Origin of the sequence: Tepidibacter sp. Z1-5 (assembly GCF_037844525.1) — a bacterium.
GTDB lineage: Bacteria > Bacillota > Clostridia > Peptostreptococcales > Peptostreptococcaceae > Tepidibacter_A.
Genome location: NZ_JBBMMD010000026.1, coordinates 30469 through 48366 on the forward strand (window position 1 = coordinate 30469; position 17898 = coordinate 48366).

The following is a 17898-nucleotide window of genomic DNA, read 5'->3' on the forward strand; positions in this document are numbered from 1 at the left end:
GTCTAAAGACACCCTTTTATTATATTTATTTTAATTTTGAAGCAGCGCCAGAAGCACCGAATACGTCTTTTATTTTATGTTGTACTATCTTTTGAATAGCTTCTCTACCTGGTGCTAAGTATTTTCTTGGGTCAAACTCAGCAGGTTTTTCAGTTAATACTTTTCTAACAGCTGAAGTAAGAGCAAGTCTAAGATCTGTATCTACGTTTATTTTACATACACCGTATTTAGCAGCTTCTCTTAACATTTCTTCTGGAACACCTTTAGCTCCTGGTATATTTCCTCCGAATTCATTACACATTTCAACGTATTCTTGAGGAACAGAAGAAGCTCCATGAAGAACTAATGGGAAGTTAGGAAGTAAGTTTGTTATTTTTTCAAGTCTTGCAAAGTCAAGTTTAGCATCACCTTTGAATTTATAAGCACCGTGACTAGTACCAATTGCTATAGCAAGTGAATCAACACCTGTTCTTTCGACAAATTCAACAGCTTGAGCAGGATCTGTATAAGTAGCATCTTCAGCACTTACATTAACAGCATCTTCAACACCAGCTAATTTTCCAAGCTCAGCTTCAACTACAACTCCTCTTTCATGAGCGTAATCTACAACTTTTTTAACAAGTGCTACATTTTCTTCAAATGGAAGGTGAGATCCATCTATCATAACAGATGAGAATCCATCATCTATACATTGTTTACATACTTCAAAGCTGTCACCATGATCAAGATGAAGAGCAATTGGAAGTTCACTTTCTTCAATAGCAGCTTCAACTAACTTCTTTAAGTATATAGAGTTAGCATATTTTCTAGCTCCAGCAGAAGCTTGAAGAATTACGGGAGCGTTTTCCTCTTTTGCAGCAGCAATTATTCCTTGAACTATTTCCATGTTGTTAACATTGAATGCACCTATAGCGAAATTTCCCTCATAAGCAAGTTTGAACATTTCCTTAGTAGTAACTAATGGCATAAAAAATTCCTCCTTTAATATATGTAATTAAAATAATAACCGATAATAAAATTCGTCTAATGCTACGCATTGACTCATGGGAGCCAACAAGTCTTACGACTTTATTGCTTAAAAATAGTTAAAAATGCAGTTATTTTAATAAAGATATCTAGAAAATTAAAGTTTTATAATTTTCTGGTATATGTAATTTTAATTCGCATTATAAAGAATGAATTTATATTCTAAACTCATTTTATACGGAATTTCAATTACAACTAAATATTATACACCTAAATTAGGAAAAGTAAAAGAGCATAGAAAATAAATTCTATGCTCTTAAGATAATTATGAAATTCTTATATGCTTGTTATATGTTAATTAAGCTTTGTTTATAGATCCGAATAATTCCATCTTTTCTTTAACAGTATTTTTTATAGCCTCAAATCCAGGAGCTAATATTTTACGAGGATCAAATCCTTTACCTTCTAAGTCTTTACCAGCTTCGAAGTATTTACGAGTAGCTGCTGCGAATGTTAATTGACATTCAGTATTAACGTTGATTTTAGCAACTCCTAAAGAGATAGCTTCCTTTATCATATTTTCAGGGATACCAGTTCCACCGTGAAGTACAAGTGGCATGTTTCCTGTAGCATCTTGAATATTAGCTAAAGCTTCAAAGTTAAGTCCAGTCCAGTTTTCTGGGTACTGACCGTGAATATTACCAATACCAGCTGCTAACATATCAACACCTAATTCAGCTATTGACTTACACTCAGATGCATCAGCTATTTCACCAGCACCTACAACACCATCTTCTTCTCCACCTATAGAACCAACTTCAGCTTCTACTGAAAGATTTCTATTGTGAGCTATATCTATTATTGCTTTAGTTTTAGTTATGTTTTCTTTTATATCATAGTGAGAACCATCAAACATTACTGAAGAAAAACCAGCTTCCATAGCTTTTAAAGCTCCATCATAGCTACCGTGGTCTAAGTGAAGAGCAACAGGAACAGTGATGTTTAATTCTTCGATTAAACCATTAGTCATTCCAACTATAGTTTTAAATCCGCCCATGTATTTTCCTGCACCTTCAGATACACCAAGTATAACTGGTGAGTTGTTCTCTTGAGCAGTTAATAAAACTGCTTTAGTCCACTCTAAATTGTTGATATTGAATTGACCTACTGCATATTTACCTTCTCTAGCTTTAACTAACATTTCTTTTGCTGAAACTAACATAGAATACCTCCATAATTTTGAATTTAAATAAATTTAATACAAAACAATATATATGTATTATTCTCTTTATACCCAATATTATAATCTAAAATTATAAAATATGAAATATAAAAATTTTTATTTTTTTATTTTAAAATGAGAAAATAGAAAATATACTTGAAAAAAGTATTTTAAATCCAGATAAAGGTCGGTTATATTGTAATCATCGGGAATAAAAAGTATAATAATATTTGACAATAATGATAGAGAGAGTAGAGGAGGAAAAAATATGCCACAGATTAAGATAAGAGGAATTGAGGCTAATGAGGTTTGTAAAATAAGTGAAAAAATGATAGATGAATTAGTTGCGGTTGTTAAGTGCCCAAGAGATTATTTTGAAATAGAATGTATTCAATCAGTAGCTATAAGAAATGGACAAATAGAAGAGGTGTATCCATTTATAGAGGTAGCTTGGTTTGATAGAGGACAAGAAACTCAAGATAAGGTAGCAACGATTATAACTGATAGTATAAGAGAAGGCCTTAAAGTTGAGAGCTTGGACTTAGCTTTTACTACATTTGAGAAAGAAAAATACTATGAAAATGGTGAGCATTTCTAGGAGAGACGATTAATATGAAACTACCAGTTAAATTTTTAGACAATATGAAAGAAATATTAAATGATGAATTCGATACTTTTTTTAAAAGTTATGATGAAAAAAGATATTACGGATTTAGGATAAATACGCTTAAAATTTCAGTGGAGGAATTTTTGAAGATTTCTCCTTTTAATTTAGATAAAATTCCTTGGAGTAGTGATGGATTTTACTATGAAGAAGATGTAAGACCTGCCAAATCACCTTTTTACAATGCAGGACTTTACTATATACAAGAACCATCTGCTATGTCTCCTGTTGAATTTTTAGATGTTAAAAGAGGACATAAGGTACTAGATTTATGTGCAGCTCCTGGTGGAAAGAGTATTCAAATAGCATCAAGACTTCAAGGAGAGGGAATGCTTGTAACTAATGATATAAATTCCAATAGAGTAAAACCTCTTGTTAAGAATATAGAGATGTATGGAGTATCTAATGTGTTAGTTGTTAACGATTCTCCAAATAGACTTTGTAATAACTTTGAAGAATTTTTTGATAGAGTTTTAGTAGATGCACCTTGTTCTGGTGAGGGTATGTTTAGAAAAGATGAAAAACTCATAAAAAGTTGGGAAAAGGACGATATAAGTATATATCCTAAGATGCAAAGAGAAATACTAGATGAAGCAGCTAAGATGTTAAAGGTTGGAGGAAAATTAGTATACTCTACTTGTACATTTAATAAAGATGAAAATGAAAATATGATACAAGAGTTCTTACATAATAACGATAATTTTGAGTTACTTAATATAGAGAAGATTGGTGGAATTTCTGAAGGAGTAGGACTTAAAGAGGTTGGAAGATTATGGCCTCATAAGTTAAATGGAGAAGGACACTTTTTAGCTCTTTTACAAAAGACGGATGGTGAAACAAAAGAGTATAAGAGTTTAAAGAATAAGAAAAAGCCAGAGTGCTTTGAAGAATTTGAAAAAGAGAACATGAATATAAGCTTAGAAGGGAACTTTATAACTATAAATGATAATTTATATCTAGCTCCAAAGGATATGATAGAGACTAAGAACTTAAAAGCTGTTAGAACGGGTCTTTTACTTGGAAAAGTAGTTAAAAATAGATTTAAGCCATCGCAGGCACTTTGTATGGCAATTAAAAAAGAAGATTTCAAAAGAGTAATAGATTTAGATTCAAATGATACAAACGTTATAAAGTATCTAAAAGGAGAAACAATATTTACAGAGGGTGAAAATGGATTAAACTTGGTATGTGTAAATGGACACCCGCTTGGATTTGGAAAATTAAATAAAGGTACTTTAAAGAACGGATATGAGAAATCCTGGAGATGGATTTAGGAGGATATTATGGCTAAAAAAATGAGAATAGACAAGGTATTATCTAATATCGGATATGGAAGCAGAACAGAAGTTAATATATCTTGCAAACGAGGTTTGGTTGTTGTTAATGGAGATATTGTTAAAAAGAGTTCTACTCAAGTAGATCCAGAAAATGATGAGATATTATTTGATGGAGAAAAAATCAATTATAGAGAATTTATATACTTAATTATGAACAAGCCAGCAGGTTGTATTTCAGCAACAACTGATAAATATGATCAAACTGTTATTGATTTACTAGATATGGAGCATATAGCATTCGATCCTTTTCCAGTTGGAAGACTTGATAAGGATACAGAAGGACTTTTGGTAATTACTAATGATGGTAAGTTATCTCATAGATTATTGTCTCCTAAAAAACATGTTCCAAAAACATATTTTGCAAAAGTTGATGGAGTAGTAACAAATGAAGATATTGAAGCTTTTAAAGAAGGTGTAGTTTTAGATGATGGATATAAGACTTTACCAGGAGAACTTGAAATATTAAAAAGTGATGATATATCTGAGATAAACTTAACTATACATGAAGGTAAGTTTCATCAAGTTAAGAGAATGTTTGAGAGTGTAGACAAAAAAGTAGTATATTTAAAGAGAATACAAATGGGTAAATTAAAATTAGATGAGAGCTTAGAACTTGGAGAATATAGAGAGTTAACTAAGGAAGAACTAGAGTTATTAGAGACAAAATAGGAGCTGATAATTATGAAATTCGAATTTGATACACATTGTCATACGATTGCTAGTGGACATGCATATAGTACTGTTCATGATTTAGTAAGAGAGGCTAAGAATGTAGGTCTTAAGATGTTTGCTTTAACGGATCATGCACCAGCAATGCCAGGTGGACCACATATATATCATATAGGTAATCAAAAGGTAATACCTAGAGTTATAGATGGTGTATTTGTTTTAAGAGGAGTTGAAGCAAATATTATCGACTATGATGGAAAGTTGGATATGGATGATGAGTTTTTACCAGAGCTTGATTTAGTACTTGCAAGTCTTCATGATGTTTGTATAAAGCCTGGAACTAAGGAAGAGAACACTAATGCACTTATTAAAGCTATGGAAAATAAGTATGTAGATATAATAGGACATCCTGGAAATCCAGCATTTGATATAGATGCAAAGAAAGTATTACAAGCTGCAAAGGATAATAATGTATTAATAGAGATAAATAACAGTTCATTTGGAAAGAGTAGAGTTGGAAGTAAAGAGAACTGTATTGAAATAGTTAAGATGGCTAAGGAGATGAATGTTAAATTAGTTGCAGGAACAGATACTCATATATCATTCCAAATAGGAAACTTTGAGCATGTTGAGAAAGTTTTTGAAGAGGTTGGAATTCCTGATGAGCTTGTAGTTAATAACTCTATGGAGAGTTTTATAGAGTATTTGGAGTCTAAAGGAAAGAAAAATATTAAGGATTTTAAAGAATTAATGAAGTAGAGTGCTTGAATAGAAACTAAAAATTATTAAATTTTCAATAGTTTGTATGGGCAAAAATATTCATACCAAAATAACGTTCATGTAAATATATTTTGATAAAACTAAAGCCTTTTACTTATTAACAATCCTAAAGTTTCTAAACTCCCTACGGTCAGACAACGAAACTTTTTAACGGATTATTAAACGTCAAAGTCTAAGTTTTATGGCAAAATATATAAAACCATTCTCTTATATTTTGATATGAATATTTTTAGATGTATGATTATTGTGGTTTTTAAATTGAATAATTCCTAGTTTCTAAGTTATGTATTATATGTATAACTTAGATTTTTATTAAATGCTTATTTAAAAAGATATTTAAAATCATATATTGTGGAGGTTAAGTGTGAAGAAAAGAGATGTAGTGGAGCTTAAGATAGATGGGATGGATTTTGGTGGAAATTCATATGGTTATGTTGAAGGTGAGAGGGTTGATGTTAAGGGTGGTATTACTGGACAGACTCTTAAGGTTTTAATAAAGAAGGTTAGAAAGAATAAGGTAGATGGAAAGTTACTTGGGTTAATTGAAAAGTCTGATATGGAGACTTGTGATACTTGTGATCATTTTGGTCTTTGTGGTGGATGTTCAATGCTTTCTGTTCCTTATGATGAGCAATTAGAGATAAAGGAAGGTCAGATACTTGATTTATTCTCTGAAGAAAATTTTGTTGGGTTTAAGTTTTTAGGAGTTGAGGGAAGTCCTCAAAATCGTGAGTACAGAAATAAGATGGAGTATACTTTTGGTGATGAGCAAAAGGATGGTCCTTTAACACTTGGTTTTCATAAAAAGGGAAGAGCCATGGATATAATAACTGTTGATACTTGTATGTTAATAGATGAGGATTACAGAAAGATACTTAAGAGTACTGTTGAATACTTTGAAAGTAAAGGACTACCTTTCTATAAGACTATGCCTCATACTGGATATCTTAGAAATTTAGTTGTTAGAAAAGGACTTAATACTAACGAGATAATGGTTAATATAGTTACTTCTACACAGGTTGATTTTGATATGACTGAGTACAAGGATATGTTATTAAATCTTGGTACTGATGGTGAGATGGTAAGTATTCTTCATACAGAAAATGATGGACTTGCAGATGCAGTTCAATGTGATAAGTTGAATGTACTTCATGGAAGAGACTACATATATGAAGAGTTACTTGGACTTAAGTTTAAGATATCTCCATTCTCATTCTTCCAAACTAATACTAAGGGTGCAGAAAGACTTTATCAAATAGCTTCTGAATTTATAGGAGAGCAAAAAGATAAGGTTGTATTTGACTTATACAGTGGAACTGGAACTATAGCTCAGATGGTATCAAAGAGTGCTAAAAAGGTTATAGGTATTGAGATAGTTGAAGAAGCTGTAGAGGCTGCTAAGGAAAATGCTAGAATAAACAATATAACTAATTGTGAGTTTATAGCAGGAGACGTTGCTCAAAAGGTTAAGTCTATAAAGGCAAAGCCAGATTTAATTATAGTTGATCCACCAAGACCAGGTATTCATAAGAATGCTTTAAAGGATATAGTAGGATTTAACTCAAAGGAAATTCTTTATATATCTTGTAATCCTAAGACTTTGGTTAAGGATTTAGTTGGATTTGAAGATGGGGGATATGAGATAGTTAAGGTTCAAGGAATGGATATGTTCCCTAACACGCCTCATATGGAGACAGTTGTACTTCTTCGTAAAAAGAATTAGAAAATAGTATAGTGGTTAAGCCAAAATGACGCTTATTAAAATACCGCTACTGTAATAATATTTTTATAAAACTTAAAGATTGTGTCTTATGCAATATCCTAAAACTTCTTAAACTCGCTCTGCTCAGACAAAAGAAGTTTCTTAACGAATATTACAACGTCACGATCTAAGTTTTATTGAAAAATATTAAAAATCAGTAGCTAACATTTTAATAAGCGTCATTTTGTGTTGTTGTTTTTAAATAAAGGAGGTTAAATATTTTTTGAAAAAGTATCAGCCAATCAAGATAAGAAAATAAATGAAGATAGTAGTGAGTATTTTATTGAGGGAAATTGAAGATAAGTATTTGGAGGTTTATTGATTTGTTTTTTATTGTAAAAAATAATCCACGGAACCTGTCTCAAAAAATTATATATAAACAGAATATCAACATCATTGTGTATCTGTATTTAGGTTATTAACATAAGCTCGTCTCAATATTAATTTTATCAAATAATTTTGTCTCGTTTTATTAGTTATACACAGAAATTTGTACTGTTTTAATATTTTGATAGTTATCTAATCTTTAGAATTACTAGGTCATAAGTATATGTATAGACTTTAGATTGTTATGATTTTTTGATTAATATATTTATGTTAGTTATATTTTTGAAAGAATACATAATCATTTTTAGGATCAAATATTTGAGTAAAACTAACTAGGGACATCAAAGATTATGACACACTTCAAAGGTTAAGCTACAGAGTTAAAACAAAACCTCTTGTATCTAGATTCATCAGCTAAGGCTAGTATGATGGAGGGCATGGAATTTAAATTTATAAAAAAGTCTTCTTTTGAAGATTTTAAATGTAGACTTTTTTGAAATTCGTAACAAAAATTATTTTTATCTAAAATTTAAATAGGAATATAATTTCCTACTCATTATAAAAAATTGGATACCTGAGATTAATATTAGAGGGTAAAATAACTATAGGTATGATAAAATTATATTTAAAATAACAAAACTAATGAGGTAGATTTATGTTTGAAAAAATAGATAAAAAGAAAAAACTATTAGATAGTAAAAGACCTTTCTTAAAAACTACAATAGATACTTTAAAAAAATATTATGATGTAGAATTGACATATAACTCTAATGCAATAGAAGGGAATACACTAACTAGAATACAAACAAAGCTTATACTTGAAGATGGAATTACAATAGGAAAAGGAAAATCATTAAAGGAACATTTAGAAGTTATAAACCATAAAGAAGCAATAGATTATATAGAAGATATAGTAAGTAAAGATATAGATATTAGTGAAAATGTTATTAAAAACCTTCATTATATTATTTTAAAAAGCATAAACAATGAGAATGCAGGAATATATAGAAGTGTAAATGTTTTAATAAGTGGTAGTAAACATAGACCACCCGAACATTTTTTAGTAGAAGATCAGATGAGAGAATTAATTTCTTGGTATAATGAGAATAAAACAAAGCTTCATCCAGTAGAACTTGCAGCAGTATTTCATCATAAATATACTTATATACATCCTTTTATAGATGGTAATGGAAGAAGTGCAAGACTTCTTACTAATTTAATATTAATGAGAAGTGGATACCCTATCTGTGTAATTAGAATGGAAGATAGAGATGAATATATGAATGCGTTAGAAAAAGCAAGTGTAAATGATGATTATACTAATTTTATAGAAATTATAGAAAAAGCAGTATATAGCAGTTTAGATATGTATCTTTATATTGTTGGATAATATGGAAGTAACCTAGAGAAGTAAAATTCTTTAGGTTATTTTTGTGTTCAGGTATTTAATATTAACATAAAGTGAAACTTAATTCAGATGGAGTTTTTACTCCAACTGAATTTTTAGTTGAACTAATCCAGAAACTGTTAAGTTCTTATCTTCAGCCTTAAGAGGGTGGAGTCTTAGAACTTTTAGCTTTCGGATAAATTCAAATTATAGGAAAAAACAATTGACTAAGACAATAAATGGATCTATAATATAAATATATTGACTGAGACAATAATAGGGAGGTGATTTATTGATTGGGTTGGAGTATATACTTAGTTTATATAACATGCAGCATATAGAACTTGCAGAAAAACTAGGAATAAAAAAACAAAATATAAACTTATGGATAAAAGGGAAACAAAAAATTCCTAAAAAATATCTCCCTATATTAAAAGAACTATTTAAAATAGAAGAAGATTACTTCACAAAAGAATTAAATGAAATAGAAAAACTAGAGATACAAAAGGAAAAATTAAAGAAAGACTTAAAACCAGTTATAAAAGAACATGAACAGCAATTTATGATTGGAGAAGTTAATGATTTAGTAGAAATACCTATATATGATAAAGAAGAAATTAACTCAATAGAAAGAAGCATTGAAAAAGCAAAACTTGTATCTAGGTTTAAAAATGCTATAGAGGCTGTAGATAATACACCTTACATAGATACTTATAAATTAATTATTGAGTTACTAGAAAAATCTCAACATGAAGTTGTACTTCATAAAACAATTGAAGCACTAGCTCATTATTACGATGTTTTACCAGATTGGGTATCAACAGGTCCAGAACAAGATGAATATGAAAGTGAAATATTTGAAGTATTTGATGATAATAATTTTTAAAATAAGAGGAGGAGTATAAATGTCAACAGGAAATATTGGATTTGAGGAAACACTATGGAAATCAGCTGATAAATTAAGAAGTAGTATGGATGCAGGGGAATACAAGTATGTAGTATTAGGACTTATATTTTTAAAATATATTTCGGATAAATTTGAACAAAAATATAATGAACTTATTGAAGAAGGAGATGGATTTGAGGAAGATAGAGATGAATATACATGTGAAAATATATTCTGGGTTCCAAAAGAAGCCAGATGGGGATTTATAAAAGACAATGCAAAAGATACTAAAATAGGACAATTAATTGATGATGCAATGATTTTAATAGAAAAAGAAAATCCTACTTTAAAAGGAGTTTTAGATAAAAGATATGCAAGACCAGAGCTTGACAAAAGAAGACTGGGAGAACTTATAGACTTAATATCTACAATAAAACTTCATAAGAACGGAGAAAAAGATTTACTTGGTAGAGTATATGAATATTTCTTAGGACAATTCGCAGGAGCAGAAGGTAAAGGTGGAGGAGAATTCTATACACCTACAAGCATAGTTAAAACATTGGTTGAAATGATAGAGCCATACAAAGGAAGAATATATGACCCATGCTGTGGTAGTGGAGGTATGTTTGTTCAAAGTGAAAAATTTGTTGAAGAGCATCAAGGAAAAATAAGTGATCTTTCAATATATGGTCAAGAAATAAATCCAACAACATGGAAGCTTTGTAAAATGAATCTTGCTATAAGAGGACTAGATGGAAATATAGGAGAACACAACGCAGACACTTTTCATAATGACGTTCATAAAACATTAAAAGCGGATTATATAATAGCTAACCCACCTTTTAATATTAGTGACTGGGGTGGAGGAAGTTTAACTGATGATGTTAGATGGAAATACGGAACACCACCAGCAGGAAATGCAAACTATGCATGGCTTCAACATATGGTATATCACCTTTCACCTAATGGATGTGCAGGTATTGTACTTGCAAATGGATCTTTAAGCTCTAATACTTCAAATGAAGGTGAAATAAGAAAGAATTTAATAGAATCAGATTTAGTTGATGCAATAGTAGCACTACCTGATAAGTTGTTTTACTCAACAGGTATACCAGTATGTTTATGGATATTAAATAGAAATAAAAAAGATAACCCTAAATTTAGAAATAGAGAAAAAGAAATATTATTTGTAGATGCTAGAAATCTAGGAGAAATGATAGATAGAAAGCATAGAGAGCTAAAAACTGATGATGTTAAAAAAATAGCTGAAATCTATCATAACTGGAGAGATGATAAGGGTGAATATGAAGATGTAAAAGGTCTTTGTAAATCAGCCAAACTAGAAGAAGTAAAAGAACATGAGTATGTTTTAACTCCAGGTAGATACGTTGGGATTGAAGATGTAGAAGATGATGGAGTTTCTTTTGAAGAGAAAATGGAGAATTTAACTAGTGAACTAAGTGAACTTTTTGCAAAATCTAGAAACCTAGAGGATGAGATTAGAAAAAATCTAGGGGGGATTGGGTATGAGTTGTAATCTGATAAAAAGTAAAGAAGTGCAAGAAATTTTAAATAAGATTGATGAATATTGTAGCATGAATAATATAAAAAAAGATTTAAAAGTCAAGCCACTATCAGAATATGAACTGTCTAATTTACCTGAATTACCAAATTTATGGGGATGGGTAATTAGTAATGATATTTCAACTTTTATTACTAATGGTGTACATTCACCTACTTCAACTATGGATGAATTAGGAATTAATAAAAAAATGTTAAGAATAACTGATTTGAAAGATAACGAAGAACCAAATTTTGAGAATTTACCTTATTGCAAAAGATTTAAAGATAAAGATTGTGAAAAGACTATAAAAAAGAATGATATATATATTTCTTTTACAGGTAATAAATTAGGCAAAAGGTATATTGTTAAGAAAGATAAAGAAGATGTAGTTTTTGCTCATTATTTTGTCAGGTGGCAACCATTAATAGTAAATCCAAAATACATTTATTATGTCTTATTGAGTCATCATTTTGATAGATTTATGTATGAACATACGCTGGGATCAACTCAACCAAACTTAAAAGTTACAGATTTAAAAAGAGTTCCCTTGCCTTTAGCTCCACTTTTAGAGCAAGATAAGATTGCAAAAGTACTTTCAAATTTAGATGAAAAAATAAAAGTTAACAATCAAATAAATAAAAAACTAGAAGCCATGGCTCAATCTATTTTCAAACATTGGTTTGTAGATTTTGAGTTTCCAAATGAGAATGGAGAACCTTATAAATCAAGTGGTGGAGAAATGGAAGAAAGTGAATTAGGTATGATTCCTAAGGGCTGGCAAGCATCGAGACTTAGTGAAGTTGCAGATATTACAATGGGACAATCGCCTAAGGGAAGCTCTTATAATGAAGATGGGATTGGAGAAGTATTTTATCAAGGAAGAACTGATTTTTCAGATAGGTTTCCAGTTAGAAGATTATTCACTACTGAGCCTAAGAAAATGGCGAAATTAGGAGATGTTTTATTGAGTGTTAGAGCACCCGTAGGTGATATTAATATTGCTTATGAAGATTGTTGTATTGGTAGAGGATTGTGTTCAATAAGAAGTAAAGATGAACATAGTTCTTATATCTTTCATTTAATGATGAATCTTAAAGAAAAATTAAATATATATAATAATGAGGGGACTGTGTTTGGAGCTATTAACAAAGGTACGTTGAGTAATATATCTATAGTTAAACCAGATAACTATAGAATTGAGATGTTTAATAAACTTGCATCTAGTTTAGACAAACAGTATTTATGCTTTGGAAAACAAAATAGAAACTTATTATTACTTAGAGATGCTCTTCTACCAAAACTAATGTCAGGTGAAATTAGAGTACCTGTAGATACAAATCAAGATTAATAAAAAATATGAAATTACTATAGCTTACAAGGGATATTGGGACATCAGGGAGAGTAATTTGTAGATGAAGAATATTAAATACTAACATCTAAGGGGGAGATAATATGAGTCTGTTAGAGAATTTTACAGAAGATAGACTTGAAGAAGCTGCAATAGAAATACTTGAAGAAATGGAATATGAGTATTTATTTGGACCAGATATAGGACCTGAGGGAGAGTGTCCAGAAAGAAAAGATTATAAAGAAGTAATACTTGAGCAGAGAGTAAAGGATGCTTTATTTAAATTAAATAGAGATTTACCAGAAGAAGCATTAGAAGAAGCATATAGAAAAATAATAACATTCAATAGCCCTGTATTAGAAGAAAACAATAGAAGTTTTCATAAACTATTAGTAGAAGGAATAGAGGTTTCTTTTAAAGAGAACGGAGAAATTAGAACAAAAAAAGCTCATATTGTTGACTTTGATAAAACAGAAAGAAATGATTTTTTAGTAGTAAATCAATTCACTATTATTGAAAAAGAAGAAAGAAGACCTGATTTAGTTATATTTATTAATGGAATTCCTTTAGTTGTAGTTGAACTAAAATCAGCTACTGATGAAAATGTTGGTATTGATAATGCATATTATCAAATTCAAACTTACAAAAAAGACATATCATCATTATTTAACTATAATGCTTTTTGTATATTATCAGATGGAATAAATGCTAAAGCAGGTACGATTACTTCTAATGAAGAAAGATTTATGAACTGGAGAACTATAGATGGTAAAAATATTGAATCACTTGAAGTTCCTCAATATGAAGTTTTATTTAGAGGAATGCTTGGCAAAGAAAGACTTCTTGATATAATTCAAAACTTTTTATTATTCCAAGAATCAAAGGAAGATGAAAAAGATGAAGAAGGAAATAAAATAGGTGATAAAAAAACAATTATAAAAATACTTTCAGCTTATCATCAGTATTTTGCAGTAAAAAAAGCTGTTGAAAAAGCAAAAGAAGCTACTAGTGAAAATGGGGATAGAAAAATAGGTGTGATCTGGCATACTCAAGGATCTGGTAAAAGTTTTTTTATGGTTTTCTATACTGCACAGTTGGTTAAACAATTAAATAATCCAACCATTGTAGTAATAACGGATAGAAATGATTTAGATGAGCAATTATTTAATACTTTTTCAAAGTCAGAGGATATTTTAAGACAATCTCCAAAACAAGCTAATGTAAGAAAACTAACTGATGAACAAAAGAAGCAGCAATCAAAAGAAAATTCAAAAGAAATCAATGGACTTTATGATTTATTAAATGATAGAGAATCTGGAGGAATTATATTTACTACTATTCAAAAGTTTAAGCCTGAAGACGGTGAAATGCCAGTTTTAACAGATAGAAGAAATGTAATTATTATTGCAGATGAAGCACATAGAAGTCAATATGGATTAGAAGCTAAAACAAATACTAAAACAGGAGAAGTAAAGTTTGGATATGCAAAATATTTAAGAGATGCTCTTCCTAATGCTTCATTTATTGGATTTACTGGTACACCTATTGAAATGGAAGACAAATCAACACCAGCAGTATTTGGAGATTACATAGATGTATATGATATGACAAGAGCTGTTGAAGATAAATCTACTGTTAAAATTTATTATGAAAATAGAATAATTAAACTTGAAACTGATGAAGAAGAGTTAAAGAAAATAGATGAAGAATTTGAAGAACTTACAGAAGGACAAGAGGACAATGAAAGAGAAAAAAACAAAAGTAAATGGTCAAGACTTGAAGCTGTTGTAGGTTCACCAAATAGAATAAAAAAACTTGCTAAAGACATAGTTGAACACTATGAAGAAAAATCTAAAACTATTGATGGAAAAGCCATGATAGTATGTATGAGCAGAAGAATATGTGTTGATTTATATGATGAGATAGTAAAGTTAAGACCTGATTGGCATAGTGATGATGTTGATAAAGGGAAGATTAAAGTTGTAATGACTGGAAGTGCAGGAGATAAAGAAAAACTTCAAAAACATATAGGTGGAAAACAAAGAAGAGATACCCTAGCTACAAGAATGAAAGATAATAGTGATGAACTTAAAATAGTTATTGTTCGTGATATGTGGCTTACTGGATTTGATGTTCCATCAATGCACACAATGTATATAGATAAACCTATGAAAGGTCATAATCTTATGCAGGCAATAGCAAGAGTAAATAGAGTATTCAAGGATAAATCAGGAGGAGTAGTTGTTGATTACTTAGGAATTCTTGAAAGTCTTAAAAAAGCATTAAAACAATATACAGATAGTGATAAGGAAAATACAGGGATAGATACATCAGCAGCTATTGCTGTGATGATTGAAAAAATAGAAATATTAAGAGATATGATGCATGGTTTTGATTACTCAGATTATATGGGGAAATCTCAATCAGCAAGGATAAGAGCAATTACAGGTGGTATGAACTTTATATTAGGGAAAAAAGAAAAAGAACAAAAGGATTTCAAACAAATAGCAACAGAACTTGCTAAAGCTCATTCACTATGTGCAGCTACAAATGAAGGTAAAAATTTAGCTTTTGAAGTAAGTTACTTTAAAGCAGTTAAAGCAAGTTTAGCAAAACTTGAAGCTAAAGGAGTACAAAAGAAATCTAAAAAAGAAATAGAAGCAAGATTAAATCAGATGTTAGAGAGATCAATAATATCAGAAGAAGTTATAGATGTATTTGATGTTATGGGTATGAAAAGACCGGATATTTCTATTTTATCAGAGGAGTTTTTAGAAGAAGTTAGGGAACTAAAACATAAAAACCTAGCTGTTGAAATGTTAAGAAAGCTGTTAGAAGGAAATATAAAATCAATAGAGAAGAGAAATTTAGTTAAGTCTGAAAAATTCTCAGAAAAACTAAAAAAAGCTCTTAATAAATATAGAAATCAAGCAATTACTAATGCAGAAGTAATTGAAGAATTAATAAAAATGGCTAAAGATATAAAAGACATGAAAGATAAAGAAAAAGATTTAGGATTAAATGAAGATGAAATAGCTTTTTATGATGCACTAACATCAGATGATGCAGTAAAAGAGTTTATTGATGATGAGACATTAAAGAAAATCGCACATGAACTAACTATAGCTATTAAAAAAAATACTACAATTGATTGGAGTATAAGAAAAAGTGCTCAAGCGGGAATGAGAAGAATTGTTAAGAGACTTTTAAAGAAATATGATTACCCACCAAAACAAGCAAAAATTGCTTTAGATGTTGTTATGAGACAAGCAGAGCTAATGTGCTCAAATGAAGTTGAGTATTGTATTGAAGAAGAAAATAGTTATAGTGAAATAGCTGCTGAAGAAAATGTACCTTATAAATAATTTACACAATGACTAAAGGAGAAAAAAATGGCAAATATAAAATATGAGATTAAAGAAAATATAGGAACTCTATCAGAATCATCAAAAGGTTGGACAAAAGAGCTAAATTTAATTAGCTGGAATAATAGAGATCCAAAATATGATTTAAGAGACTGGGATTGTGAAAAAGAAAAAATGGGAAAAGGAATTACTTTAAGTAAAGAAGAATTAAAAGTATTAAGAGATATGCTTAATGAAATGGATTTATAATCAAAAATAATGAATCATTATTTAGGCTGTTGATATATTTTAACAGCCTAAAACATTAATATATAAACAACAATTAATTTGAATATTAAAAGGGAGAACAGAATAGATGTTAAAGGATATATTATGGCCAATATCAATAATGCTCATAATAGTAAGTGTAATTGCTTTAATTGTATATAACTCTATAAATACATTAAAAAAATGTAAAGAAATAATAAAGAAGTTTAAAATTTTAATTCAAAGAATTAAAGAAAATCAGGAAAATAATAAACAATTAAAAAAACAAAAAATTACTTGTAGAGGTTTATTAATAAAATGCAAAGATTATTTTTCAGAAAACACAAATAAAAAACTATTACAAATAATATTTATATCAATTCTTATGACTACTTTAAAAGGAGAATATTTATTGAAAATATTTCCTGAAAGTATTCATATAGTATATTTAAGTTTAGTATTGTTTTCAATTGTTTATTTTCTGTTGACAGTTATTAAAAGTCTACTTGTAGGAGTAAAAGGCTTTGAAAGAATATATAACTTATTTGTAGTAATCGTGTTATTTCTTATTTTAGGAATGACTATAGTAGGAAATCTGCTACAAGATATTGTTGAATCAGAAATAAATTTTATAGTGATTTTAGTTTTTATAGGAATGATGCTACCATGTGCCATTTCTTTTGTAAAACATTTCCTAGAGTACTCGAATAAAAATTTAATTGATATTATTGTAGGGGTTATATCTTTTTATGTATTTGAACTTTATATAGCTTTATTATTTGGTATATATAATTTAAGCGCAGATCCTAAATTACAAAATTATATAGATCCTAATTCGAGCTGGAAGTTTATTATAAGAACTATTCATTTTGGATACATGTATATTACATCTCCTCCTGAATTTTCTTATAGACTATCATATTTTATTCAGTTTATTCTAGGGAATATAATTCATGTTGTTCTTTTAGGTTTGATTATATCCTATGCATCAAGTTTTGCTAATAATGATGAATCGAAAAAAAATATAAATAATAAAAAAGAAATATTAGAAGAAGTAGCAGTAACCAAAGAAATAAATTTAAATAAAAAATTAGAAAAAAGAATAATTAATCTATTGTGCTAGTTGAAATCAATTTACTTAATATGGTAAATTGATTTCAACAAAAAATCATCCTCTCAAATTTAAAATCATGGATATTTTATCCAAATATTAAAGACTTGATTTTTGCCATATCCTTATCATTCCCAAGAAGTTTATTTATAAAAAATAATATATTATGAGAAAGAATTTTTATCTTAGTTCTAGTAATAAAACCCCAATATGACTTAGTTTTCACCCTATTCATATTTAATTGCTCTGACAATTGGGAAAAGC

14 protein-coding genes and 1 pseudogene are annotated in these 17898 nt (G+C 29.2%); 12 read left to right on the top strand and 3 right to left on the bottom strand.

Features of this window, described 5'->3' with window-relative positions:
- Positions 1-25 precede the first annotated feature (25 nt).
- Positions 26-967 carry a class II fructose-1,6-bisphosphate aldolase gene (fba, locus tag WJW32_RS06690; RefSeq protein WP_340256703.1) on the bottom strand — a complete coding sequence of 314 codons (942 nt, stop codon included), beginning with the start codon at positions 965-967 and terminating at the stop codon, positions 26-28.
- A gap of 357 nt (positions 968-1324) precedes the next feature.
- Positions 1325-2188 (bottom strand): class II fructose-1,6-bisphosphate aldolase, encoded by an 864-nt coding sequence (gene fba / locus WJW32_RS06695; RefSeq protein ID WP_340256704.1) that lies wholly within the window; start codon positions 2186-2188, stop codon positions 1325-1327.
- Positions 2189-2456: 268 nt separating this feature from the next.
- Here fba (WJW32_RS06695) and WJW32_RS06700 point away from each other — a divergent pair, with 268 nt between their 5' ends.
- The 12 genes from WJW32_RS06700 to WJW32_RS06755 all read left to right on the top strand — a co-directional run bounded on the left by WJW32_RS06700 (position 2457) and on the right by WJW32_RS06755 (position 17646).
- Positions 2457-2786 carry a DUF1904 domain-containing protein gene (locus WJW32_RS06700; protein ID WP_340256706.1) on the top strand — a complete coding sequence of 110 codons (330 nt, stop codon included), beginning with the start codon at positions 2457-2459 and terminating at the stop codon, positions 2784-2786.
- Positions 2787-2800: 14 nt separating this feature from the next.
- Positions 2801-4126, top strand: coding sequence for an RsmF rRNA methyltransferase first C-terminal domain-containing protein (locus tag WJW32_RS06705; protein WP_340256708.1), 1326 nt, complete (start codon positions 2801-2803; stop codon positions 4124-4126).
- Positions 4127-4135: 9 nt separating this feature from the next.
- A complete protein-coding gene (locus WJW32_RS06710) occupies positions 4136-4858 on the top strand; it encodes a pseudouridine synthase (protein WP_340256710.1) in 723 nt (240 codons plus the stop codon).
- Between the two features lie 12 nt (positions 4859-4870).
- On the top strand, positions 4871-5617 hold the full coding sequence (locus WJW32_RS06715) for a phosphatase (protein WP_340256711.1): 747 nt from the start codon (positions 4871-4873) through the stop codon (positions 5615-5617).
- Positions 5618-6002: 385 nt separating this feature from the next.
- Complete coding sequence (rlmD, locus tag WJW32_RS06720; RefSeq protein WP_340256713.1) at positions 6003-7361, top strand: 23S rRNA (uracil(1939)-C(5))-methyltransferase RlmD; 1359 nt, start codon at positions 6003-6005, stop codon at positions 7359-7361.
- Positions 7362-8382: 1021 nt separating this feature from the next.
- Complete coding sequence (locus WJW32_RS06725) at positions 8383-9117, top strand: Fic family protein (protein WP_340256714.1); 735 nt, start codon at positions 8383-8385, stop codon at positions 9115-9117.
- A gap of 289 nt (positions 9118-9406) precedes the next feature.
- Positions 9407-10000, top strand: coding sequence for a hypothetical protein (locus WJW32_RS06730; protein WP_340256716.1), 594 nt, complete (start codon positions 9407-9409; stop codon positions 9998-10000).
- 19 nt (positions 10001-10019) lie between these two features.
- The gene (locus tag WJW32_RS06735; protein ID WP_340256718.1) at positions 10020-11537 is read left to right on the top strand and encodes a type I restriction-modification system subunit M; all 1518 of its coding nucleotides are present in this window, start codon (positions 10020-10022) and stop codon (positions 11535-11537) included.
- Positions 11527-12912 carry a restriction endonuclease subunit S gene (locus tag WJW32_RS06740; RefSeq protein ID WP_340256720.1) on the top strand — a complete coding sequence of 462 codons (1386 nt, stop codon included), beginning with the start codon at positions 11527-11529 and terminating at the stop codon, positions 12910-12912. Before WJW32_RS06735 ends, WJW32_RS06740 begins: the two co-directional genes overlap by 11 nt.
- A 104-nt stretch (positions 12913-13016) precedes the next feature.
- Positions 13017-16277 carry a type I restriction endonuclease subunit R gene (locus WJW32_RS06745; RefSeq protein ID WP_340256721.1) on the top strand — a complete coding sequence of 1087 codons (3261 nt, stop codon included), beginning with the start codon at positions 13017-13019 and terminating at the stop codon, positions 16275-16277.
- A 27-nt stretch (positions 16278-16304) separates the two neighbouring features.
- Positions 16305-16526 carry a YdbC family protein gene (locus tag WJW32_RS06750; protein WP_340256723.1) on the top strand — a complete coding sequence of 74 codons (222 nt, stop codon included), beginning with the start codon at positions 16305-16307 and terminating at the stop codon, positions 16524-16526.
- Between the two features lie 106 nt (positions 16527-16632).
- Positions 16633-17646, top strand: coding sequence for a hypothetical protein (locus WJW32_RS06755; protein ID WP_340256724.1), 1014 nt, complete (start codon positions 16633-16635; stop codon positions 17644-17646).
- A 76-nt stretch (positions 17647-17722) separates the two neighbouring features.
- Here the strand turns inward: WJW32_RS06755 and WJW32_RS06760 are convergent.
- A pseudogene (locus WJW32_RS06760) lies at positions 17723-17898 on the bottom strand (IS982 family transposase); the annotation flags it as partial.